This is a genomic window from Endozoicomonas euniceicola (assembly GCF_025562755.1).
Lineage (GTDB): Bacteria > Pseudomonadota > Gammaproteobacteria > Pseudomonadales > Endozoicomonadaceae > Endozoicomonas_A > Endozoicomonas_A euniceicola.
Window position 1 is genome coordinate 5,296,025 of record NZ_CP103300.1, and the last position, 23,057, is coordinate 5,319,081.

Here is a 23,057-nt window from a genome sequence, read left to right on the forward strand (position 1 = left end):
ATTCGTCTTGCGTCGTTCAAATTGAAAGACGCAGGCAGGTCAAATACTCCAAGGGATCATTATGGCCATTGAAATAAAAGCCCCTACCTTTCCCGAGTCCGTCGCAGATGGTGTTGTAGCGACCTGGCATAAAAAGCCAGGAGAAGCCTGTAGCCGGGATGAACTTCTGGTTGATATCGAGACCGATAAAGTGGTTCTGGAAGTTGTTGCCCCGGCGGATGGAGCATTAACAGAAATTATAAAAAATGAAGGCGATGTGGTTCTTGGAGAAGAACTGATTGCGCGGTTTGAAGCGGGTGCAGTCGCTGAAACAATCAATGAAACAACCAAAGAGACGGTTGCAGAACCTGAAGCTGTCTCAGTGACCACTGCTGTGCAGGAACCTGTCCTTAGTCCTGCTGCGCGCAAAATGGCGGATGAAAAAGGCTTTAATCCGACCGATATTGCCGGAACGGGTAGGGGGGGAAGAGTCACCAAGGAAGATGTGATGCGTCATGCAGAACAGAGTCCGGTTGCCAGTCCTGCGGCTGTTGCTACTGTCCCTAAGGTGGAGAGTGCTACCCCTGAGGTAGAAGCCACTTCTCCGGTGTTTGCCGGTGACCGTGTGGAAAAACGGGTGCCCATGACAAGGCTTCGAGCCAAGGTGGCTCAGCGACTGGTAGGCGCTCAGCAAACCGCAGCGATGCTGACCACGTTCAACGAGGTCAATATGAAGCCGGTTATGGAGTTGCGGAGTCGTTACAAGGATCAGTTTGAAAAACGCCACGGAGTTCGGCTCGGCTTTATGTCGTTCTTTGTAAAAGCCTGTACTGAAGCACTTAAGCGCTTCCCGGCTGTGAACGCTTCGATTGATGGTAATGATATTGTTTATCATGGCTATCAGGATGTTGGTGTGGCGGTATCCAGTGACCGGGGGCTGGTTGTTCCGATTCTGCGTGATGCTGAAGCCATGAGTCTGGCTGATATCGAAGCAAAAATCCGTGAGTACGGGCAGAAAGCTCAGGCAGGCAAGCTGGGTATTGAAGATATGACGGGGGGGACTTTCACTCTGTCTAATGGTGGTGTTTTTGGTTCGCTACTCTCCACCCCGATTCTGAACCCACCCCAGTCAGCTATTCTTGGCATGCACAAAATTCAGGAGCGCCCGATGGCTGTTAATGGGCAAGTGGAAATTCTGCCTATGATGTATCTGGCGCTATCCTACGACCATCGTTTGCTGGATGGCAAAGAGGCTGTTACCTTCCTTGTGACTATCAAGGAATTACTCGAAGATCCTGCACGGATACTGCTGGAATTATAAGTTTTAGCTGGAATTATAAGTTGTAGAACAGTGAGTGGATGACTGTTTCGGCAGTCACCACATTCATTTGCTTGGAATAGAAATTATGGCAAATCAGTTCGACGTCGTCGTTATTGGAGCAGGGCCAGCGGGTTATGTTTGTGCTATTCGCGCCGCTCAACTGGGATTAAAAACCGCTTGTATTGAGAAGTGGTCAGACGACAAGGGGAAAACATTACTGGGGGGCACCTGCCTTAATGTTGGGTGTATACCTTCCAAGGCGCTGCTGGACAGTTCACACAAGTTCGTTGAGGCACAGAAAGACTTTGCCCTTCATGGCATCAAGCATGAAGGGGTTGAGATAGATGTGCCGAAAATGCTTGCCCGTAAAGACAAAATCGTTAAGACCCTGACCACTGGTGTCGGTGGTCTGTTCAAGGCTAACGGGGTGACCCTGCTGGAGGGCGCGGGTAAGGTTCTGGCTGCGAAACAGGTGGAGTTGACCAAAGGAGATGGCAGTGTAGAAATTATCGAAACCGCTAATGTGGTGATTGCAACTGGCTCTCGCCCGATCGACATACCACCGGCTCCGGTTGATAACGATCTGATTGTTGATTCAACCGGTGCGCTTGAATTCAGCGAAGTACCAAAGCGCCTTGGTGTTATTGGTGCGGGTGTGATTGGTCTGGAACTGGGTAGTGTCTGGGGGCGTCTGGGGTCTGAGGTTGTGGTTCTTGAGGCTCTGGATCAGTTTCTGGCTGCTGCGGATCAGCAGATTGCTAAAGAGTCCATGAAAATCTACAAAAAGCAAGGGCTGGATATTCGTCTTGGCGCTCGGGTGACGGGTTCTGAAATCAGGGGTAAGGAGGTTCATGTCACTTATGTTGACAGTGAGGGCAATGAAACTTCAATCGTTTTCGATAAGCTCATTGTCGCTGTAGGTCGTCGTCCTTACACTGAGGCTCTGCTGGCTCCCGGCAGTGGCGTCAATCTGGATGAACGCGGTTTTATTTTTGTCGATGACCACTGTGCAACCGATGTACCTGGTGTCTATGCTGTCGGCGATGTCGTCCGGGGGCCAATGCTTGCCCATAAAGGCAGTGAGGAAGGCGTGATGGTTGCCGAAATCATTGCTGGCCAGAAAGCTCAGATGAACTATGATCTGATTCCGTCAGTTATTTATACTCATCCCGAAATTGCCTGGGTTGGAAAGACTGAGGAAGAAGTCAAAGCGGAAGGTAGTGAATACAAAGTCGGAACTTTCCCATTTGCTGCCAGTGGCAGAGCTTTGGCGGCTAATGAAAAAGACGGAATGGTGAAAGTGATCGCTGATAAAGTGACAGACCGTATTTTGGGTGTTCACGTGGTTGGCCCCAGTGCGGCAGAGCTGGTTCAGCAGGGCGTTATTGCAATGGAGTTCGCTGCCAGCAGCGAAGACCTGGCTTTGACCATTTTCTCTCACCCGACGTTAAGCGAAGCTTTGCATGAAGCGGTACTGGCTGTGGATGGTCATGCCATTCATATTGCTAACCGCAAGCGACGTTGATCATTTGATATAAATACTGGAGTTGCTTTTTTCAGTCTGACTGGCTCCTGGTGCATAGCTCCATTGACTTTGGCGTGTTGTGCAGGCTAGAAAGAACGAAGTGACAAACGGGATAATGCAGGGCCTGCCTATTTTCAGGCAGGTACTGCATTTCTAATCATGGCTGTTCTAATAACAATAATTTTAACAACAACAATGGTAGTGTCAGTATGAATCTCCACGAATATCAAGGTAAGCAACTGTTTGCTGAGTATGGGCTGCCTGTATCTAAGGGTATCGCCGCCGACACGCCGAAAGAGGCTGTGGCTGCAGCAGACATAATTGGTGGCGACAAGTGGGTTGTCAAAGCTCAGGTTCATGCCGGCGGTCGTGGCAAAGCGGGCGGCGTAAAGCTGGTAAGTAGCCGGGATGAAATCCGGGCATTTGCAGAACAGTGGCTGGGTAAGAATCTTGTCACCTACCAGACCGATGAAAACGGTCAGCCGGTCAGTAGAATTCTGGTAGAAAGCTGTACCGATATTGATCAGGAACTGTACCTGGGTGCAGTGGTTGATCGTTCCAGCCGTCGTATTGTTTTTATGGCCTCCACTGAGGGTGGCGTTGAAATTGAGAAGGTAGCCGCTGAAACTCCTGAAAAAATTCTCAAGGCGGTTATTGATCCGCTGGCTGGTGCGCAGCCTTACCAGGGGCGTGAGTTAGCTTTCAAACTTGGTCTTAAAGGTGATCAGGTTAAGCAGTTCACCAAAATCTTTCTCGGACTGGCCCGGTTATTCCAGGAAAACGACCTGGCACTGCTCGAAATTAATCCGCTGGTGATTACATCCGAAGGTAATCTTCACTGTCTTGATGCGAAAGTGGTGATTGACGGTAATGCCATGTATCGGCAGCCCAAGCTGAAAACCTTTCATGACCCTTCTCAGGAAGACCCCAGAGAAGCCCATGCTGCCCAGTGGGAATTAAACTATGTTGCCCTGGAAGGCAATATTGGTTGCATGGTCAATGGTGCAGGGCTGGCCATGGGCACCATGGATATTGTTAAGCTGCATGGTGGCGCTCCGGCAAACTTCCTTGATGTTGGTGGTGGTGCGACTAAGGAACGAGTCAGTGAAGCGTTCAAGATTATTCTTTCAGACGATAGTGTAAAAGCGGTTCTGGTCAACATTTTTGGTGGCATCGTTCGCTGCGATCTGATTGCGGATGGCATTATTGGTGCGGTTAAGGAAGTCGGTGTTGATGTGCCCGTGGTGGTTCGGCTAGAGGGTAACAATGCCGGGCTGGGCGCGCAGAAGCTGGCTGACAGTGGTCTGGACATTATTGCGGCAACCAGTTTAACAGAGGCTGCTCAGCAGGTTGTTACAGCAGCGGAGGGTAAGTAATGAGCATCCTGATTAATAAAGACACAAAAGTTATCTGCCAGGGATTTACGGGCTCTCAGGGTACCTTCCATTCTGAACAGGCCATTGCTTACGGCACAAAAATGGTGGGTGGTGTCACCCCCGGTAAGGGGGGACAGACTCATCTTGACCTGCCCGTATTTAATACCGTGGCTGAGGCAGTGAATAGCACCGGAGCTGAGGCATCAGTGATTTATGTACCTGCTCCTTTCTGTAAGGACTCTATCCTTGAGGCAGCAAATTCAGGTATTCGTTTGATTGTCTGTATCACGGAAGGTATTCCAACATTGGATATGCTGGAGTGTAAGGTTCGTTGTGATGAACTTGGGGTTCAGTTGGTTGGGCCTAACTGCCCCGGGGTTATTACTCCGGGAGAGTGCAAGATTGGTATTATGCCGGGTCATATTCACAAGCCAGGCAAAGTCGGTATCGTTTCTCGTTCAGGTACGCTGACCTATGAAGCGGTTAAGCAGACAACTGACTATGGTTTTGGGCAGTCTACCTGTGTTGGCATCGGTGGCGATCCGATTCCCGGATCTAACTTTATTGATATTCTGGAGAAGTTCGAGAAAGACACTCAGACAGAAGCCATTGTCATGATAGGTGAGATTGGCGGCACTGCTGAAGAAGAAGCGGCGGCCTTTATCAAGGATCATGTGACTAAGCCGGTGGTTTCTTATATTGCAGGAGTTACTGCCCCTCCGGGTAAGCGAATGGGGCATGCAGGCGCTATCATCTCTGGCGGTAAGGGAACTGCTGATGAAAAATTTGCAGCGCTTGAAGCAGCTGGTGTCCGAACCGTTAGAAGCCTTGCTGATATTGGTGAAGCACTTAAAGATGTAACAGGCTGGTAATTCTTCGACCACTCTTCCCTATAAATTCCATTGCCCTGTCAATCATCTTGTCAATAACAATACCCCCGACTTGCTTAGGTCGGGGTTTTCTTCTGCCAGCCCTTAAAGAGTGAGCCATTGCAGGCTCTGGGTTTGCCGTTGCAACCTGTCTGGTGTTGTGTTCTAGTAGCGCACGACTGATGTTCACCATTTGCAATGGCCCGCGAGATACCAGTCTTTATTCATTTCATAGCTGTCAGGGATTAGCCTGTGGGTACGCCTTACCTGAATCCAGATAAATACCGTTTTATTCGAGCGCTGCGACCATTCTCTTATTCTGTTGCGTTAATTACCTGTGGCCTTGGCGTAACCTTGTCGTTTGTCCATGATCATGGTGACTCCCTGAGAGGGGTTCTGGTCATTCTGGCTGGTGTGCTGTTGCAGGCTGCCAGTAATCTGGCCAATGATCATGCAGACCTGGCTTTGTGGAAAAATCGTACGGGCAGTATGGCAGAACTGGCAGTTCGCCGTATTCGGTTTAACTTTCTGATAGCAGGTGTGCTTACCCTGACTGCCTCTTTGATGGGCGTTTATCTGGTTATAGATGTTGGCTGGCAGCTGCTGGCTTTTGGGGTTTCAGGTATTATTGCCGGTTATTTTTATACGGGTGGGCCCATTCATTACAAGAGTCGAGGTCTGGGAGTTCCAGCGGTTTTCCTGCTGACAGGGGTTCTTATGGTCAGTGGCTCTTATTATGCGGTGTCCGGGGAGTGGAGTAATCAGGTTGTATTGACTTCTCTGCCCGTTAGTCTGTTAGCATCGGCTTTACTGTTGGCTAATGAGCTGAGAGATTATCTTGATGATAAAGCGCACAAAATTGGTACTCTGACTGTAAAGGTTGGCTTTAATAACTCTAAAGCGCTGTATACGCTGTGCCTTTTATTAACTTACCCATTGAGTTTTTATCTGTTTATTATTGGCGCGATAGAAAATCCTTTATTTTTACTGTTTTCTTTGGTTTTTGTCTGGCAACCGCTTCGATTGCTGATGTGTGAAGCAGGGGATGTTCATTTAGCGCGCTTGCCGCCATTGACGGGTCGGTATTTTGTAGTTTTTGGGCTGACTTACATTTTCAGTGTGATGTAAAAAAGGGCTGAAACCAGCCCTTTTTAAATGGTATTTTTTAGTCCTTTGATTGCCAGGGAGTCCGATCCTGTTTTCGAAGATCAAAGGCTTCAGCTTCAAAGAGTGAATCCAGGTTGTTCGGCAGGGTGTTAGGTTTTCCCGGTGCGCTTTGCAGAATCTTAAGTTTAGAGAAACGATCCTGTGTCGCTTTCGCTAGAGTTTCAGAGTTTCGCATAATGGTTGGGCGAATAAAGAGCATCAGGTTTCGCTTTTTATTCGTTACATTTGTACTCCGGAAGAGTTGCCCTAGTAGAGGAATATCACCGAGCAAAGGTACTTTTGACCTACTGGCTCCTGATTCATCTTCAATCAAACCACCAATCACGATAGTCTGACTGTCATCAACCAATACTGTTGTTTTAAGGGTTCGGGTGTTAAATACAAAATCGCCTTCTATGACAACGGTTTGGTCAAGAGTTGATATTTCTTGCTCTAACTCAAGCCTAATGCTGTTACCTTCATTGATATGAGGCGTTATTTTTAGTTTGACACCAATATCTTTACGTTCTGTGGTAGTAAATGGGTTGCTGGATGAACCCTGACTGCCAGTTTGATAAGAGCCAGTTTTTATTGGTACATTTTTGCCAACCTGAAATTCTGCTTCTTCATTATCAAGCGTCAGCATGCTTGGGGTAGAGAGTATGTTGCTATTGGCTTTTTTGCTCAATGCAGTGACGAGCACACCAAAGTTTCCGCCTCTGAGTGCGAGTGTCCCGATTGGAATATTTTTTGCGTTATTCTCCAAAGGACTGCCAATGACAGAACTAATGTTGGCGTCGCCTTTTTCTCCCCTTGAAGATATGGTTTTGGTCCCATCAATACCCCACTGAACCCCCAGGGCATCACCGATATCACCGGACACTTCAACAATAGCGCCTTCAAGCAAAACCTGAGCCCTTGGCACATCCAGCTGTCGGACAATGTGTTCCATCTCTGTCAGGGTCTCTGGATCAGCAATCAGTATCAATGCATTCTGGGTTTCATCCGCTTTTACAAAAACATTCTGGGCTTTGCTCTTACCGCTTTTACCGGGTTGTCCTTTCGGCTGAATTTTTGATATGGCAGAGGCTGACTGTGGAGCTGTGACAGCGGCTGGTTTGCCTTTTTTTTCCTGACTGTCTTGAATAGTGCCAGATGCTTCAGAGAGGATTTCAGCCAGGTTTTTTGAGTCGGCATAACTCAGGAACATCACCTTGGTGGTGGATTTTCGTATGCCTTCTTTATCGAGGGTTTCAACCAGCTTTCGAACCCGGATTCGCTTGCTGGAATTGCCTTTGATCACCAGGCGGTTGCTGCGTTCATCAGCAATGACCTGTAGTCCGCTGGGCAGCTGGCCTTTGGCGGTGGTCAGGGTGTCCTGAATAATTTTGGCAATATCACCAACCCAGGCGTGTTTCAGCTGAATCACCTCATAATCATTATTGCCCGCTTCATCCAGTTCTCTAACCAGCTTGGCAATACGCTCAACGTTATCGGCAAGATCGCTGACGATAACGGCATTGCTGGAAGCAGAAGCGGCAGCATGACCGTATTGAGCAATAAGCGGCCTGATAATAGGTATCAGCTCGATGGAGGAAACGCTATGCAGTTCAATGACCCTTGTGGTCATGACTGCATCACGTGGTTTCTGGGTTCCCTGATTCGGGCTGCTGGTTTTTGCAGTTGTGCTAGGGACAATATTGATGATGTTGCCTTTGGGAATGGCGGCATAGCCATTGGCTGAGAGCACTTCCAGAAACACATCGTATACTTCATCACCGCTGAGTGGTTTAGATGAAATCACTGAGACGGTATTGCCGCCTTTTATTCGAGGGTCAATAACAAACGTTTCACCGGTTATTTTGGCAATTTGCGCGATGAACTCGCGAATGTCAGCATTTTGTTGATTCAGGCTCCATTTTTTTTCTGATGACTTTTTTGATGAAGCATCGGAGGTTGAATTGACTCCTGCTTTAGGTGTCTGACGCATTAATGGCGTTTTAGCCGATGTGCGGTCTGAAATTTGTACATTTGTTTCAGTTGATACCGGAGCGGCATTCAGGCTTCCCTGCAATGAAAATAACAGCAAACACGCAAGAAGCGATTTGGGTGCAAAATTAGCTGTGTAGCACTCTTTCATTTTCATCACTTAACCATTGAATAAGTTGTAATTTTTTTATTGAATCCCTTGATTAGCCTGCTGTAACTTGTCTCTAAGTTCCTGCATCCGCTGTTCAAGTGATTTGTCATCCGGTTGTTGAGTAAAACCGGGGCGTTCAATTGCCTGTTCCGCAGCATCCGGTGCGGTGCTTCGGTATTCCTGCACGGCTCGCGAGTCTTTATCAGAATCGGGGAAAAAGAGCTTTTCCAGCTGTCCATTGCGACTCAGAATGACATGATCCGGGTGGATTTCCTTCAGAGTGACTCCCCCGGGCAACAAGTCGCCAGGGGAGTAGAGTTTATCCTGACTGCTGCCCTGGATGATGGCGCTGGAGTCTTCAGTATTTGAGCCAACATCAGCCAGAGCGCCCCTGAGAATTAAATTAAGTTTTGTTTTGGGAATGTCAGTTGGCTTATTCCGGGCTTCATTCCGGTTATTAAATCCAAACAGCAGTTCAAAGTCTTTAGCCGATAAAGTCTTAGCTTCCTGAGTTAATTCTGACTTTGGTTCCATATCTGTATCGGGTGTATCCTGAAAAATTTTGAAAAGTTGTAAACCCTGAATTCCAAGACTGATAAACATGGCAATGCAAAGCAATATTGTTATCAGGATTCTGTTTTTGCGCTGGCCCCATTTAAAATAGGTGGCCATGACCTCTTGATTCATAATGTTCTCTGATAGTTGGATAAAGTATTTGGGTCATGGACTGTCTAATAGTCTAAATAAAGCATAAGGATTCCGTTTTTTAAAGCTGGTTTCCTGATTATGGGAAATCATTTTCTATTTTGAAGTTGTAAAATGACAATATTGCATCACAATTTCACTATTGTCTGATCAAGAATAATTCAAATTCAGATTTTAGTGATAAAATTGTGAGCGAAAATTCAAAAAAATGCTCATTCTTTATAGAAACCTTTTCTATAAATAATTATTGATTTAAAGAAGGAGTAGCTCTTGTCCACCCCAACCGACACTCTAGCAGCTGACGTTATAGAAGAGAGCGAAGATCGTGATCCTGCCCATCTGCGTCTGCCATTTTCATTTGCCAAACGTCATGGTGTTGTGCTGGTCTGGGACCTGGAAAGGCCTGTCGTTTATTTTACGGTGTCTCCTTCTCCCCATATTTTTGCTGAAATTGTCCGCCTTGCCGGTCAGTCACCTGTTTATCGTAATGTGAGTAACGACCAGCTGGCTGAGGCGCTTTCACAGTGCTATCACAATGACAGTTCCGAAGCATTGCAGGATGCCGCGGGAATTGGTGATGACATGGATTTGAGCAGTCTTGCTGAAGCCGTACCAGTGACAGAAGACCTGTTGGAACAAAGCGATGATGCTCCGGTTATTCGCCTTATTAACGCTTTGTTGACGGAGGCTATCAAGGAAGGTGCATCCGATGTTCACATTGAAACCTTTGAGTCCAACCTGGTGGTCAGGGTCAGGGTTGATGGTGTGCTCAGAGAAATTCTGCGTTTGCAGCGAACTCTCGCTTCATTGCTGGTATCCCGTATCAAGGTTATGGCAAGGCTGGATATTGCAGAGAAGCGTATCCCACAGGATGGACGTATTTCTCTGAAAGTGGCGGGTAAGGAAGTGGATGTGCGGGTCTCTACTCTGCCATCAAGTAATGGAGAACGGGTTGTGCTGCGTCTTCTCGACAAGGCTGCAGGTCGACTGGAGCTGAAACATCTTGGCATGGCTGAAAGGGATATGACGGAAGTATCAAAACTCCTTGGCCGCCCATACGGTATTATTCTTGTAACCGGACCAACCGGTTCCGGTAAGACCACCTCCCTGTATGCCAGCCTGACCACATTAAATGACAAGTGTCGAAACATCCTCACTGTTGAAGACCCCATTGAATACAACCTTGAAGGCATAGGTCAGACTCAGGTAAACACCAAGGTCGATATGACCTTTGCCCGGGGGCTACGTGCCATACTGCGACAAGATCCCGACGTCGTAATGGTGGGTGAGATACGGGATACCGAAACCGCAGAAATAGCCGTTCAGGCCAGCCTTACCGGTCACCTTGTGTTGTCGACGTTACATACCAATACCGCCATCGGAGCCCTGACTCGCTTGCAGGATATGGGAATTGAGCCATTCTTGTTGTCGTCCAGTTTACTGGGAGTCGTTGCTCAGCGACTGGTGCGAGTGCTGTGTGACAGGTGCAAACAGCCTTACACTCCAGACGCTGCTGAGTGTCAGGAGCTGGGGGTTACTGTGGACGATAACGTGACTTTGTACCATGCCGCAGGTTGCAAAGACTGTAATCAGAGTGGTTATCGTGGTCGCAGCGGTATTTACGAAGTGGTTATGCTGGATGAAAGCATGCGCAGAATGATTCACTCCGGTGAGAGTGAGCAGTCTATCAACGAATATGTTCGTCGTACTTGTCCCAGTATCCGTGACGATGGCAGTCGCAAGGTGCTGGCGGGTGTTACAACCCTGGAAGAAGTGTTGCGGGTAACCCAGAAAGATTGATCCGTATCGGAGGCGGATAAACTACGATCATGGCTGCATTTGAATACATAGCCCTCGATCCAGAGGGAAAGCAACACCGGGGTACACTTGAGGCCGACAGTAATCGTCAGGTTCGACAGATTTTGCGTGATCGCCAGTGGACCCCTCTGTCTGTAGATGCCGTTGACGAACAGAAAAAAAATAAAGCCGGAAGTCTGCCCTCGTTGTTTCAGCGAGGGGTGTCTGCAGTCGAGCTGGCAACGATCACCAGGCAACTGGCTACGTTGATACAGGCCGCTATGCCGGTGGAAGAAGCCCTGCAAGGGGTGGCCTCACAGCAGGAAAAAAGACGACTGAAGAATATCCTGCTGGCTATTCGCTCAAGGGTTTTGGAAGGTTATACGTTGGCTCAAAGTCTTGAAGGTTTCCCACAGATTTTCCCGCAGATGTATCGGGCAACAGTGGCGGCAGGGGAGCATGCAGGCTATCTGGACAAAGTGTTAAATCGCCTGGCGGACTACACAGAAGCTCGTATGCAATCTATGCAGAAGGTGCAGCAGGCATTACTCTACCCGGTTATTTTAATGGTAGCTGCGGTGGGTATTGTCAGCTTTTTGTTGGGCTATGTAGTACCTGATGTGGTCAAAGTGTTTGTTGACACAGGGCAGGATCTGCCTGGCATCACCGTCGCATTGATTGCTGCCAGTGAAGGCTTTCAGTCTTATTGGCTGGCGCTGTTTAGCCTGATTGGCCTGACCGTTTTTATTTCTCGTCAGGCACTTAAAAGGCCAACCGTCCGGCTGTCCTGGGATCAGCTTTTTCTGCGGCTGCCTGTGCTGGGGCGTTTCAGTCGCAGCCTGAGTGCGGCAAGGTTTGCCAGTACATTGAGTATTCTGACTCGCTCTGGCGTGTCTCTGGTTGAAGCATTGATGATTGCTGCGCAGGTGGTGGAAAACCGGGCTATCCGGGGCGCAGTCATTGATGCTGCAAAAAAAGTCAGTGAAGGATCCAGTCTGAATAAGGCGCTATCAGGTGCGGGCTACTTTCCTCCACTGATGCTGCATATGATCAGCAGTGGGGAATCTACCGGCGAGCTGGATGAGATGTTGGATCGAACTGCGCAAAACCAGCAAATGGAACTGGATGGTCGTATCGCTATGCTATTGGGATTGTTTGAACCCCTGATGCTGGTGGTGATGGGAGGGGTGGTGATGGTGATTGTATTGGCAATCCTTCTTCCTATTCTCAATATGAACCAATTGCTGAACTAATCGTCAGTCATATAGAGCGATTAAGAATGGAGCGATTAACAAATGACGGTGTCAGGGAATTCATTAATGAGGTCAGTGAATAATGAAACTACATATACGAGAAGAACGATATAACAAACGATCAGGGGTTCGTCAGGCTGGTTTCACGCTGATCGAGATTATGGTAGTCGTGGTCATTCTGGGAATTCTGGCGGCAATGGTGGCACCAAAAATTCTCAGTCGTCCTGATCAGGCCAAAGTGACGGTAGCTCGTTCGGATATAGAAACGGTTTCTCAGGCGCTGGAGCTGTTCAGGCTTGATAATGGTTTTTACCCAAGTACTGATCAGGGGCTGGATGCTCTGGTTAAGAAACCTACTGTTGCGCCAGAGCCCAGAAACTGGAACCCGGAAGGCTATCTAAAGCGGATGCCGGTTGACCCTTGGGGAAACCCTTACCTGTATCTGCAACCGGGCAACCATGGTAAGTATGATCTCTATTCGCAAGGTGCTGATGGACGAGAAGGCGGTGACGAACTGGATGCTGATATCACCAACTGGGACGATCCTGATTCGTGAAATTAAAGTTGCAACAGGGTTTCACTCTGGTAGAGCTGCTGGTCGTCCTTCTGATCATTGGAATACTGCTGGGGATTACTCTGCTGAGTCCAGTTACAGGAAGTGTTCAGAAAACTACTCAGCAGCAGGCAGGGCGTTTACAGGTGCTGTTTGAACAGATACGGGACAAAGCTTTACTGGAAAATGCGGAATATGGTTTTTCCATTGACGAGAATGGTTCTTATCGCTGGTGGGTTCTGCCTTTGGAGGGTAGAGAATGGTTGTCTATCAATGAAACGCCCTTTCAGCCCTATCATCCTCCCGCCTCCATAAAATTGGTATTGAATACCACAGATGTGGCCCTGCCTGCTTTGGATATCAATGAAGAAGGGCCTTCAGTCGTATTTTACTCTGACCGACAGGTTACGCCTTTTGCGCTGTCCGTCAGTCCCGTTGAAAACAAAAAACAAACGGTGGTTTTGCAAACCGATGGCTTGTCGGATATTAATATTACCCGCTGACCACAGCAGAGGGTTTACGCTGATTGAAGTGATGGTAGCGCTGGCTGTTTTTGCGGTGGCGGCTGCCATGCTGATGCTGTCGGATGGTAACAGTATTCGCCAGACAAGGTATATGCAGGAAAAAGTTCTGGCTGCTCAGGTTGCCGATCATTACATGAGTCGCTTACAGGCTGAAAAAGTATGGCCGGACAAAGGTGTCAAGGGTAAAAACGACACCTATGCCGGTTATGACTGGTATATACGGCAGGTGACCCGAACCACCAGTTTTCCTGGTTTCAGAAAAGTGGTGGTAGAAGTGTTTGTCGGCCGAGCCAAGCCAGAGGACGATGAGACGGCCCTGTATTCATTAACTTCGTATTTCAGGAAGCTCAAGAAAAAATGAAGCAGAGCCGGGGCTTTACACTGATTGAGCTAATGATTGCGATACTGATTTTTGCCATGATCAGCACCGCAGCCTATAAATTGTTTGATTCCGTCAGTCGGGCTCAACAGGTAACAGACGGCATTCTGGATCGTCTTGATGGGCTGCAGAGAGCCATGATTGTGATTGAGAAAGATCTGTTTCAAGTCGCTCCCAGACCCATTCGAGACGAGTTCGGAGACCGCCAAAAAGCCATGCAAGCCCCCGGAAAAAATGGAGAACTGCTGGAGTTTACCCGGTTTGGCTGGCGTAACCCGATTCAGGAAATCCGGAGTAATATGCAAAGGGTCGCCTACAGTCTGGAGGAGGGTGAGTTAGTCAGGTATTACTGGCTAATGCTGGACAGGGCGCCAGACCCGGTAATGATTCGGCAAGTGCTGATGAGTGGTGTGACAGGTGCCCGGCTAAAGTTTATGGATGAAAAAAAACGTTGGCAACCCTCATGGCCACCAAAGGATAAGGGCCAACCGGTTACTCAACCCGCCGCAGCTGGTGCCAGGAAAGCAGTAGGGGATGAGCGCCCGCAAATGCCCCATGCGATTGAGTTGACACTTCAGCACAGGGATTACGGCGTATTAACGACGACGTTGCCGTTGCTGACTTATAAGTCGTCTGAAGCTAAAAATCCAAAGCTTGACGATGAAAAAGGTAAGGCTGAAAGCAAAAATAAAAAAGACCAGGCTCTACAAATAGAAGAGGAGTCTGATGAAAATGATGAGTGAGGCTTCAATGAATCAGCAAAGGGGCATAGCCCTGATCTATGTACTACTTATATTTGCCATGATCACTCTGATGGCTTCTCAAATGGTGACCAGCCTCTGGCTACATACTGAAAAAAATACTCGGTTTCTTGAGCGAATTCAGGCTAAACATCACGCCCTTTCCGCAGAGCAGTATGTTGCTTTGCTACTGGAGCAGGATTTTGAAGAGGATAAAAAGAAGAAGCGACAGGTGGATCACGAGGGTGAACGCTGGAATGTTAAAACCGTGGGATACCCTGTTGAACAGGGGGACATCGAAGTGCAGATTGTTGATGAGAATGGCCGTTTCAATCTTAACTGGTTGACTGCCGAAGCGCTGGATGGCAAACGGTATGCATCACAATTTGAAAGGATCCTGAAGAACCTTGACATTGATACACAGCTGACGTACACCATCAAAGACTGGATAGACAGTGCACAGGAACCGTCAGAGACCGGAGCTGAGGATAACCACTATCTCGTTCTTGATCCCCCCCGGAGGACTGCGGACTTTCCGCTGGTTTCGCTGTCAGAGTTACGCTTGATTCAGGGGGTAGGCAAGGAAGAGTTTGAGTTATTGGCTCCCCTGATGACCACCTTGCCAAAAGAATCCAAGGTTAATGTCAACAGTGCATCGCCAGAAGTGCTGCGCTCATTGTCTGATAAAATTACAGAAGGGGATGCGCAGACTATTATTGATTCCCGTACCGGCGAAGGCTTTGCCAAACTGGAAGATATGACAAAGTTGCCAGCCCTTAAAGATAAGACCGCAGAATTAAAAGCAGCGGGATTTGAGTTTAGTAGTAGTTATTTCAACGTTTATATAAAAGCGACGTACCGTGACACCGTTTTCTATATGAGAACGTTACTGGTTCGTAATGCTGATGGACAGGTTCAAGTCGCAGGACGTGAAATTGGACCGAACGACTATTGGGTGACAGCCAATAAGGAATCCTGAGGTCTAACAATGAAAAGCATTCTGTTAATACGAATTCATCCACCCTCAGCTGTAATCAGTGACAGTACGCTGATTCAGTGGGGAATATTTTCCGGGCATGGTGAACTTCAGGGAGATGTCCATGTTTCGGAACTGGGTAATATCAAAAGAGACTATCTTGCAGTCAGGGGAATTGAGACTGGGCAGAGTGCTCAGGTAGAGGAAGATCACCTTCCTGATCAGGTGACTTTGCTACTGCCCGGGACGCTGGCTTTTCACAGACAGCTGCCTATCAATAGCGGACAACGCAAGCACCTGAACACGGCTCTACCTTATATGCTGGAGGAGGACCTTGCAGCAGATGTCGATACTCTGCATTTGGCCAGTCAGCTGTCTTCAGATAAAGAGAATGTTTCCGTATCTGGTTTTTCCCATAAGCAGTTTCAGGCTTTACTGGCTGTTATTGATGGACAGGGGCTGAGTGTTGATAATGCGCTGGCTGAAACCCAGCTCCTTGAAACCGAAGCGGGTCAGGTGTTGATCCTGATGGAGAGTCGGTCCGCTAACGTCAGGATTCCCGGTCAGAGTGCCAATCATCTGGACTATGATGCTTTGCGTTTTGTTCTGGAGGGGTTGAACCGTTCAGACAGTGAAGATGATATTGTTCAGAACCCTGATCTTGAAGCAGACTTACTTGCGATAACCAGTATAAAACTACAGTTTCCAGAAGGTGCTTTCTCCCTTGATGATGACAAAATTGAGCAGGTACGCTCCTGGCTGGCGGAGCAGGGGTGGCTGGTTGAAGAGAAAGGTGTTGATGGATCTGTATTTGAATATTTTGCGAGCCTCTACTTTTCACGGCGTAAAAACCTCCGCTCGGCGCTGGTGGACTTACGTTCGGGAGCCTATCAGTGTCCCAGGCGTGCCAGTCGACGCTTACGTAAGTGGAAACCTATTGCACTGGTTGCCAGCCTCTGGTTGATGCTGGAGATTGGACTGATGGTTGGGGAAGGTATGACTTTGCAACATCAGGCAGGCCAGTTCTGGGATCAAAGCGCAGCCCTGTACCTTGAAGTTTTTCCTCAGGATCAGCAGGTCAGGGATGCTATGGAGAGTGAACATCGATCTATCAATGTTAAAAGTCGAATGGAAAGCCGACTGAAAACATCAGGTAGTCAGCCTGGCGGCAAGCCATTCCTGCCTTTGCTGCAAAAGGTATCCGCTGTGTCTGCTTCTTTACCTGAAGCTAAAATCAAGCCCGTCAGCATGGACTTTAACGATACAACGGGCAACCTTGTACTGGAGCTAAGAGCAGAAAGCCTTGAATCTGTCGACAAGCTGCTTGCTGCGACCAAATCAGCGGGACTGATGGCAAAGTTGGATAGTGCTAATCAGGAAAAAAGCGGTGTTAACGCAAGAATGACCATCAGCAGGTGATTTATGGGAATGCAAAAGTTAATGGCTGAAATGCAGGAAAACCCTTTGTGGCAGCAATTACAGGCTCGATATGAGCTTCTGTCATCAAGGGATCGACAGGCTTTGCAGTGGCTGTCGGCGTTTTTGGCAGCTGCACTGCTTTATTTGTTCATCTGGGAACCGTTAAGTAGCTGGAATAGCAGTCAGAAAGAGGATTATGAAAGACAGCAGGTTGTTCTGCAATGGATGAATGACAATTACCAATCCGCCAAAGATCAACAACGAAAACAGAAAACGGCTGGTGGACAACGAGAGATTTCATCTATTGTTTCCGGTACTGCAAAGCAGGCAGGTGTTACCCTAAGTCGCGTACAGCCGGACAGGAAAGGGCTGGGGGTTTGGATTGAAGATGCGGCGTACCAGAAATTTCTCAGCTGGCTGGTTGTACTCAATACCAAGTTTAATCTGACAGTTCAGCAGGTCAGGCTGGATAAAGGTAAAGAAGAAGGACGGGTGAAAATTTATCTCCACCTGTCTAACTGACTTTATTGTCACGATAAAAAAATTGTTGACTCCTTTCACTCAATCCGTAAAATGCGAATCCGCTGACAGGGTGATTAGCTCAGCTGGGAGAGCATCTGCCTTACAAGCAGAGGGTCGGCGGTTCGATCCCGTCATCACCCACCATCTAGAAACTAGTGTCTTGAAACTAGAAGCTAGCATGCGGACCGGTAGTTCAGCTGGTTAGAATGCCGGCCTGTCACGCCGGAGGTCGCGGGTTCGAGTCCCGTCCGGTCCGCCATTATTGCTGAAACCCGAAGTCATAAGGCTTCGGGTTTTTGTCGTCTATAGGCCTGTGTTTCGGGGCTTTTTGAGTATTTTCCTGTTTTCCAAACACTACTCCCCACCAGGTTTTACCCCCCCTGTTTTTTCTCTGTTTTTCTCTCTTGGTGCGAGCGAGCGCTTCGTCATCAAACTCCTCGATGGTTGCTAGCAGCTCTTCATCAAAAACATCGCTGATCCGTTTAAAGAACAGGATAGGGAAGATATAGGTTTTGTAGTCTAAAGCATCAATGGGACCGGTGATGATATGGGCCGCCATCCAGAGGTGATGCTCCAGTTGGTCGAGGGTGAGGTTGGTCATAGAAGCGGTAACCTGGCTTACAAGATGCGGGTATTTTATAGAATTAGACGGCTATGCTCTATGATCTCTAAGCTGTTCTTTTAGATTGGAGAAAGCGTTTCGTGTGACTAAACAGTAACTGATAGTATGCTTTCTATTTCTTTGGTATGGCGGTCGGAACGCTGAAGTCTAACCGCCAGTTGACGAATTTACAGGCAGGCTTAGGATAAACTCGATGAGGAATTAAACTTCTCTGGGTGCTTCTCCCTTGCGGTTGATTACGGTGATGGTGTCTGCTTGTTCATCAAGGCCGTCTTTTATGTCCAGAATAAATTCCCAGGGATCGTTGAGATCGTAAAGAAAGCGGAGCTGATCTCCTGGAGCAGGTTGAAGGTCTTTCAGGCTGGTGTCGTCAGCGTAATCATTGTAACGGGGTTTCAGATGCGGGTCGGCAACCTTGTATATATCACCGTAACAGTCTTCATAGACAAAATGATACAGGTGCTGATAGCCGAATGAAAAAGCGCTCAGAACTGATTTTGCCAGTTTTTCAAAACTTGTGCCCAGAGGTACCATGAGGGTTCTTCGACATTTGTAGGCGGGCATTGATACATCAATGATATAGCTGTCTTTTAGTTTTTGCTCAATTGGAAGCAGAAGCTGTTTAATGTCATTTCGCCATTGTCGAACTACTTTCTGCATACCGCCAATTTCATAGAGTATGTCCTTACAACCAGAGGGCAGGAAAAGCCCGTGCAGGTCAATGGATTTCTGGAAGGCATTAAACAGGGTGACACCCAGAGGAGTAAATTGAAGGTGACCGAGCTGATTGTTTTCTTGCCATCGGATATTGGCGAGACCAAAAAGATTCAGCAGTGCAACGTTGTAAGCCCCCAGGCTGTGAGGCAGTACTTCAAGAGTTGCTTCTGAAATGGGCTCCTCAGTAAAGTCTGACGTTCTGAGAAAATTAGTGCCACTGCAGCCTAGTATGCAGTGGCTGCGCCCTGACAGTTTCTCACCGATAATGTCTGAGACTCCTCTTGTTAGCCACGCGTCCAGCAGGCTGAAGTATTGTTCAACGGTTGTTAGCTGTTGCCACTGAGCTAGCATATTTTCGTGGATGATGAGCTGAAATTTGTTGGCTCCCGCTACAATAAACCGCCCAAGTCCGGATGCGCGAACCAGTAGGTACAAACCTAATGTTGATGGGTAATGGATGGTCAGAGGTCGCTTGAGTTCAGGCTTGTCGGGATTGGTTAATTCTTCATCCAGAAGTGCAGTCCATTTCTGGACAGGCTGCCGTTTGCCTTTACTCAGTGGAACCGGCTTTTCGATGAGCCGGTTCAGAAAACGATTGAAATCTTTGACTACAGAGCCCGGCTCCGAGTCTGTGAAGGCTTGAGACTGAATGATTTTCAGTGAATCGCTTGAGAGGTTGATGAGTTTCATTTTACTTCAGTTAGCCCAGATAGGTTTCATAGGTTTCTGACAGGGTGTCATGGAACCCCCAGCCCATTTTCGAGGTCTTGTCTAATAGGTCACATAGCCGGTCATCGAATATTTGGACTAACCCCTCTTTTTTAATGAACTTGACAGCCGTTTCATACATACTTTCCATGCTGCTGTAAAACGGCTCGTCAATATCGCCATACTCTCTGGTGCACCAGACTCCTGATTCAACAAAAGTTAGCATGATATCGGCAAGGCCTGTACTGGAACTGGAGACTTTTTTGTAATCTGAAATGGCTTTTTTGGCGACAGATGCCCGCATGCGCGGGAACTGTCGCCGTCCAGAAGGGATGTATTCATCCCTGACGATTTTTTTGTACTTTTCCAGCACGGCAGAATCGTCATCAAAGAAAGAAGCCTGGTAGAACTCTTTTACATTGCTAAATCGTTTATAAAGGTGGGCAATTTCCTCAACCAGTTCGTTTTGGGTCTTTTTTCTCAACTGTTTTTTCAGTTCAGTCAGGTTGGGTTTTCTGGACATGATTTCGATTTACCTACAGGAAATTATGAAGGGATTGCTGGTGTACAAAGGCATTAGTTTCAGGCAGGAAGGCCTTTACTCCCTGCCTGCCTGATTTTTTCAGGATGTTGTTACCTTGTCTTGTAATGGGTGGCTGGTACTGGCTACGCTCAGTTCTTCTGAGGAAATTACATCTTTCACTACTCTTTCACCCTCTGCGATTAACTTCTGAATTTCGCCACAAAAATACCGAACATTCTCAGAGCGGATTGTGTTCTGGTGATCCAGACGTTGTTGGAAACTAATCCTGTATTCCGGGCGTACGTCATAGTCGGCGATCACGGCTGGTTTGAAATCCAGATCATCAAGCTTTAGCAAATCGTGAATCGAAGCCCACTGCTCTTCCTCGCGCAATTTGAGCAGTGGGTTGATGATATAGTGACCCCGTTTAATGCGTTTAAAGAGTTTGCGGTTATAAGGTGAATCCCTTTCAACCTCATTACCGGATAGAATGCTGCTGATGTAAGACTGGCGTTTCCGTCGCTCAGGGAGGACAGAGTCCGGCAATTGCTGTACCCGTTCGGTAATTTCTTTGGCTGTGAATCCACAGTTGATACTCAGGACATTGCCGAGAGTTCGGTAAAACAGGGCGAACATCAGATTGAGTATAAACAGACCCATCAGTTTTTTGTCGAGTTTGATCAGGCGCCCCTCGGCCTGAATGGAAAGGCTGTCTGGTTCTAGTAATTGATAAATGTCAGGCAGTTTGTTTTTAGCGTACTTTTCGTCGAACAGTGCCATTTCCATAGCCAGTTGCAGCGCATTGAGTCCGTTGCTGCCGGTTTTATTCGGGTTTGCTCCCCGCTCAACCAGTTCTTTAACCAGTCCTGCATTGCCAATACGAGAGGCGACCATCAACGGTGTAAGGTTGAAAATTGTTCTGTGATCAATGCCATACTGCTCGGTATCCCGCAACACTGAGCCGGGATTTTTTAAATCGTAGGTCATGTAGTGTTTACGATACAGCTGAGTCAGTGACTTGCTTTCAGGTTGAGACGCAGCTTTTACGCCAGCTTTGACCAGGGCATTCAGGGTCGGACGATGGTGGTAAACAAGGGCGTATTCCAGCGCCAGAATGCGCTTTTTCTTATTAGTACCAGCCAGGGCTTCTTCCTGCAGAGCGGTAAAGGCATTTTGATCGAGTACAGGCCAGGGCACAGGTTTCTGTTTAAGGATTCTGTCACGAATATCATCAGCTTGTTCCTGCTTTCCCTGCAGTTCGAGTTTTCGGGCTTCTTTTTGCCATTCATCCAGACTGGAATCCTGTTTATCGAGGGAAAGGTCACTGCTGTACTGATCCATATCCAGCAGACGAATCATGGGGTGCTTCTGACGTTCTTCCACAAGGAATAAATTACTGACAGCCCGGGTCATGGCGACATAAAGCGCATTGATATAGAACTTGTAGACTTCCAGGGATTTGTCGCTTTTATCCTTTGCGCGAGCGTAGTTCAGGGTATCACCCTCAAGCGCTTTAGGGTCTACACCCGAAGCGATGTCCCGAAATGCTTTTTCCTCATCGCTGATAAAGTTGTAAAGGATGATGTTGTCATATTCCAGCCCTTTGGCTTCCTGAATTGAAAAGACCAAAGGCGTTTTGAACCATTTACTGGCTTTCGCTTTCTGGTCAGGGTGCATAACCAGAACGGCAAATTTTGTGGAGTGGGAGGTTTTTGCGTTCAGGTCTTTTTTGACTTTATCGCTGTCGTTCAGTAATTGCAGGCTTCCACGTTGCCCCCCAATACTGTCAACCAGGTAGTTACTCTCTTTATCGATGGAGCCAAAACGGGCATGTTTTAGCTTCAGGATACGATTGGCAATATGGGTGACGACCGGAGAGTTTCTGTAGTTTGACTGCAATACCCGGACAACTTCACTATGACCGGTGAGTGTTTTCTGTTCAAAGAATAACGACTTTACTTTTGACCATGAGAAGAAGTTGGGATGTACAATCTGGTTCGAGTCACCACAAAGGATAAAGTGACCCGCATTGCGTAACGTTTTAAGAATCAGGTATAGCTGGATATTGGTAATATCCTGAACTTCATCGACCACGATGAAATCGTAGCGGGCAGAGGCTTTGGAGAGGTATTCATGGCTGACGATATTGGTATCGTAAAGCTGATTTGATTTCAGGTGGCTGAGATACTTTTCAAACAGATCGTAAACACCTGAACGCTCTTCCTCGCTGTATATAGACTGCTTGATACCCAGCTTAAGGTACTCACTCCGTGATAACCAGGCGGATTCTGTTGATGGGCCTGTGAGCACCCCTCTGAACTCTTCAAACAGCTTGTGAGGGTCTTTCAGTTTGCTTTGGCCTTTATGTCTCTGGAACCAGGCTGAAAAATCCCTTAGCTTGATTTCGTTGCCATCAGGCACTCTGATGCTTTCGATAAACTCATGAAATGACAGAAAGTCAACTTCCTGATTTTCATTTTCATAACCGTTAGCGTAATAGAGATTACGGGCATTTTGCACCAGAAAAGGCGATAGACTGACATACAGAACATCGCCAGAAGCCTGTTTCATTTTCTCCAGAGTGAGGGCGGTTTTACCACTACCGGCGCTGCCAATGATGACCAGGGGCGGGGGGAGTTTGTAGATAGATTGCTGAGCATCATCAAAAGATATGATTTTATCCAGCAGGTTAAAGCGGTCGCTGCCCGTATTGAGATAGACCAGCTCTTTGGATTCAGTAATGTCCGTACTACTTATTACCGGAATTTTATTCTCATCGATGACCACGCCCCGGCTTAAAAAACGGGACTTTTCATAGGCATGGCTGAGTACGTGCTCCAGAATAAGGCAGTACGGCTCACCTTGAAAGCGGTACAATGAAAACAGTATTCGATCACTACGGTTTAGTCTTGCACGGTAAAGGTTAGTATCAATCTTACGGACATCAGCCTGAGTGAAATTGCCTGCTTCCAGCGCTTTCTGAACTTTGGTCAAACCCGGAATGTTCTTGGGGTTCAGGTCGTTGTAAAAAAGTACATTCATGATATTTAGAAGTTGAGCATTGCAATGCCTGCTGCTCATGATCCTGCTTATGTTGGTAGGTGCGAAGTAGGCGGTATTATAGTTCAGGTTGTAAACCGGATACTATGTAAAATGATGGTTCAGATTTGGCGAGTATCAGCATATTCTGAAATGGGTTCCCTTTCTGCCGCATTGTTGCTGGAACCCGAAGTCATAAGGCTTCGGGTTTTTGTCGTCTATAG

At 47.6% G+C, this 23,057-nt stretch carries 20 protein-coding genes and 2 tRNA genes; 16 read left to right on the forward strand and 6 right to left on the reverse strand.

The features are described 5' to 3' along the window. The first annotated feature begins 61 nt into the window (after positions 1–61). The 5 genes from odhB to NX720_RS21480 all read left to right on the forward strand — a co-directional run bounded on the left by odhB (position 62) and on the right by NX720_RS21480 (position 6,198). Positions 62–1,300 carry a 2-oxoglutarate dehydrogenase complex dihydrolipoyllysine-residue succinyltransferase gene (gene odhB, locus NX720_RS21460; RefSeq protein ID WP_262597376.1) on the forward strand — a complete coding sequence of 413 codons (1,239 nt, stop codon included), beginning with the start codon at positions 62–64 and terminating at the stop codon, positions 1,298–1,300. An 85-nt stretch (positions 1,301–1,385) separates the two neighbouring features. Continuing rightward, positions 1,386–2,825 (forward strand): dihydrolipoyl dehydrogenase, encoded by a 1,440-nt coding sequence (lpdA, locus tag NX720_RS21465; protein ID WP_262601627.1) that lies wholly within the window; start codon positions 1,386–1,388, stop codon positions 2,823–2,825. A gap of 209 nt (positions 2,826–3,034) precedes the next feature. Beyond that, entirely contained in the window at positions 3,035–4,201 is a 1,167-nt protein-coding gene (gene sucC, locus NX720_RS21470; protein ID WP_262597378.1) for an ADP-forming succinate--CoA ligase subunit beta, read from the forward strand. Then, complete coding sequence (sucD, locus tag NX720_RS21475) at positions 4,201–5,073, forward strand: succinate--CoA ligase subunit alpha (protein WP_262597380.1); 873 nt, start codon at positions 4,201–4,203, stop codon at positions 5,071–5,073. Before sucC ends, sucD begins: the two co-directional genes overlap by 1 nt. A 249-nt stretch (positions 5,074–5,322) precedes the next feature. Continuing rightward, positions 5,323–6,198: a prenyltransferase gene (locus NX720_RS21480; protein ID WP_262597381.1), complete on the forward strand. Its 876-nt coding sequence runs from the start codon at positions 5,323–5,325 to the stop codon at positions 6,196–6,198. Positions 6,199–6,235: 37 nt separating this feature from the next. Here the strand turns inward: NX720_RS21480 and gspD are convergent, their stop codons facing one another. Both gspD and NX720_RS21490 read right to left on the reverse strand, forming a co-directional pair. Further along, positions 6,236–8,206, reverse strand: coding sequence for a type II secretion system secretin GspD (gspD, locus tag NX720_RS21485; protein ID WP_262597383.1), 1,971 nt, complete (start codon positions 8,204–8,206; stop codon positions 6,236–6,238). 186 nt (positions 8,207–8,392) lie between these two features. Continuing rightward, positions 8,393–9,043, reverse strand: a complete 651-nt coding sequence (locus NX720_RS21490; RefSeq protein ID WP_262597385.1) for a type II secretion system protein N — start codon at positions 9,041–9,043, stop codon at positions 8,393–8,395. 288 nt (positions 9,044–9,331) lie between these two features. On the opposite strand from NX720_RS21490, the gene gspE reads away from it, so the two are divergent. The 11 genes from gspE (at position 9,332) to NX720_RS21545 (ending at position 17,483) form a co-directional block, all read left to right on the forward strand. Further along, entirely contained in the window at positions 9,332–10,861 is a 1,530-nt protein-coding gene (gene gspE, locus NX720_RS21495) for a type II secretion system ATPase GspE (RefSeq protein WP_318654064.1), read from the forward strand. A gap of 29 nt (positions 10,862–10,890) precedes the next feature. After that, positions 10,891–12,111 carry a type II secretion system inner membrane protein GspF gene (gene gspF, locus NX720_RS21500; RefSeq protein WP_262597387.1) on the forward strand — a complete coding sequence of 407 codons (1,221 nt, stop codon included), beginning with the start codon at positions 10,891–10,893 and terminating at the stop codon, positions 12,109–12,111. Between the two features lie 82 nt (positions 12,112–12,193). Next, positions 12,194–12,667, forward strand: a complete 474-nt coding sequence (gspG, locus tag NX720_RS21505) for a type II secretion system major pseudopilin GspG (protein ID WP_262597390.1) — start codon at positions 12,194–12,196, stop codon at positions 12,665–12,667. Then, the gene (locus NX720_RS21510) at positions 12,664–13,167 is read left to right on the forward strand and encodes a prepilin-type N-terminal cleavage/methylation domain-containing protein (RefSeq protein WP_262597392.1); all 504 of its coding nucleotides are present in this window, start codon (positions 12,664–12,666) and stop codon (positions 13,165–13,167) included. The genes gspG and NX720_RS21510 overlap by 4 nt, the downstream gene beginning before the upstream one ends. Next, a complete protein-coding gene (gspI, locus tag NX720_RS21515) occupies positions 13,136–13,549 on the forward strand; it encodes a type II secretion system minor pseudopilin GspI (RefSeq protein ID WP_262597394.1) in 414 nt (137 codons plus the stop codon). The genes NX720_RS21510 and gspI overlap by 32 nt, the downstream gene beginning before the upstream one ends. Then, positions 13,546–14,310 (forward strand): type II secretion system minor pseudopilin GspJ, encoded by a 765-nt coding sequence (gene gspJ / locus NX720_RS21520; protein ID WP_262597396.1) that lies wholly within the window; start codon positions 13,546–13,548, stop codon positions 14,308–14,310. The genes gspI and gspJ overlap by 4 nt, the downstream gene beginning before the upstream one ends. Beyond that, positions 14,294–15,286 (forward strand): type II secretion system minor pseudopilin GspK, encoded by a 993-nt coding sequence (gene gspK, locus NX720_RS21525; protein ID WP_262597397.1) that lies wholly within the window; start codon positions 14,294–14,296, stop codon positions 15,284–15,286. The genes gspJ and gspK overlap by 17 nt, the downstream gene beginning before the upstream one ends. A 9-nt stretch (positions 15,287–15,295) precedes the next feature. Then, positions 15,296–16,702 carry a type II secretion system protein GspL gene (gspL, locus tag NX720_RS21530; protein WP_262597398.1) on the forward strand — a complete coding sequence of 469 codons (1,407 nt, stop codon included), beginning with the start codon at positions 15,296–15,298 and terminating at the stop codon, positions 16,700–16,702. Between the two features lie 3 nt (positions 16,703–16,705). Next, on the forward strand, positions 16,706–17,224 hold the full coding sequence (locus NX720_RS21535) for a type II secretion system protein M (protein ID WP_262597399.1): 519 nt from the start codon (positions 16,706–16,708) through the stop codon (positions 17,222–17,224). Between the two features lie 68 nt (positions 17,225–17,292). Beyond that, positions 17,293–17,368 (forward strand) — tRNA-Val (locus NX720_RS21540). Between the two features lie 38 nt (positions 17,369–17,406). Further along, positions 17,407–17,483, forward strand: a tRNA-Asp gene (locus NX720_RS21545). Here the strand turns inward: NX720_RS21545 and NX720_RS21550 are convergent. The 4 genes from NX720_RS21550 to NX720_RS21565 form a co-directional block, all read right to left on the reverse strand. Further along, positions 17,484–17,825 (reverse strand): type I restriction-modification system subunit M N-terminal domain-containing protein, encoded by a 342-nt coding sequence (locus tag NX720_RS21550; RefSeq protein ID WP_262597400.1) that lies wholly within the window; start codon positions 17,823–17,825, stop codon positions 17,484–17,486. A gap of 222 nt (positions 17,826–18,047) precedes the next feature. Next, a complete protein-coding gene (locus NX720_RS21555) occupies positions 18,048–19,253 on the reverse strand; it encodes a plasmid pRiA4b ORF-3 family protein (RefSeq protein ID WP_262597402.1) in 1,206 nt (401 codons plus the stop codon). Between the two features lie 10 nt (positions 19,254–19,263). Then, positions 19,264–19,794 (reverse strand): DUF6155 family protein, encoded by a 531-nt coding sequence (locus NX720_RS21560; protein ID WP_262597403.1) that lies wholly within the window; start codon positions 19,792–19,794, stop codon positions 19,264–19,266. A gap of 99 nt (positions 19,795–19,893) precedes the next feature. After that, on the reverse strand, positions 19,894–22,836 hold the full coding sequence (locus NX720_RS21565; RefSeq protein WP_262597405.1) for a UvrD-helicase domain-containing protein: 2,943 nt from the start codon (positions 22,834–22,836) through the stop codon (positions 19,894–19,896). Between the last annotated feature and the right edge of the window lie 221 nt (positions 22,837–23,057).